Source organism: Caulobacter sp. SLTY (assembly GCF_009905535.1).
Lineage (GTDB): Bacteria > Pseudomonadota > Alphaproteobacteria > Caulobacterales > Caulobacteraceae > Caulobacter.
Window position 1 is genome coordinate 1 of the sequence record NZ_JAAALA010000083.1, and the last position, 823, is coordinate 823.

Below are 823 nucleotides of genomic sequence, written 5' to 3' on the forward strand. Positions count from 1 at the left end.
TGTAAAAGCCGGCCAGGTCGAAGGCCCCGTGGCGGCGGCGCATGAGGCGGTCACCGGCTTCACCCACACCGGGGCCTTCGACCTGGCCGGCTTTTACATGCCCCAGGCCGAGGTGCGGGTCGGTAGCTGGCGGCTCGAGCAGCTTGGCGTAGGCTCGGCCAGCGACTTCGCCCAGTGGGAACAGGGCGACCGGATGTCGACCTTCGGCCCGATCCTGCTGGAGTTCGCCGACACCACCAGCCCGATGCAGACCGGCGAGACCGGCGCGGAGAGTCATACCGTCAAGGTGCGCGTGCTGCCGACCGGCTATGCCACCGACGGCAAGACCATGAAGTTCGCCGGGACCGACCCCAAGCTCGGCCAGGTGACCTTTGAGGGGGACTTCGACGTCGCCGCCCTGTCCGACGCCAAGGCCCAGGGAGCCAGCGAGCAGACCGTTCTGAACGGCACGCTGCGCGTCGGCGACACCCAGTTCGCCAACACCCGCTTCAGCTTCTACGCCGGCGACTGACCGGCGCCTTTTCGTTGGGAGAAGACCATGAAGAAGACCCACCTGGCCGCCGCAGCGGTGGCTGCGCTCGGCCTTTCGGCCATGGCCGCCTCGGCCCAGGCCCCGTCCTGGTACGGCGGTTTCGATGAGCTGCCGGAGGGCAGTTACCAGCGGACCTGCCGCGACATCACCGCCTTCAACGGAATGCTCTACGCCAACTGCCGCGACCGCTCCAACCGGCTGGTCCGCAGCGAGCTGAACATGCGCAACTGCCGGGGCCGCGTGGAGAACTTCGGCGGCCAGCTGCGCTGTGAATACGGCGGTGGCGGCGGA

The 823-nt window shown here is 68.5% G+C and carries 1 protein-coding gene and 1 pseudogene; both read left to right on the forward strand.

All coding sequences use genetic code 11. From position 1 onward, the window contains the following. Positions 1 to 511, forward strand: a 511-nt coding sequence (locus GVN21_RS20340) for a hypothetical protein (RefSeq protein ID WP_166576560.1), incomplete at its 5' end; no start/stop codon positions are given. Between the two features lie 27 nt (positions 512 to 538). Then, positions 539 to 823 (forward strand): annotated as a pseudogene (locus tag GVN21_RS20345) (CVNH domain-containing protein); the annotation flags it as partial.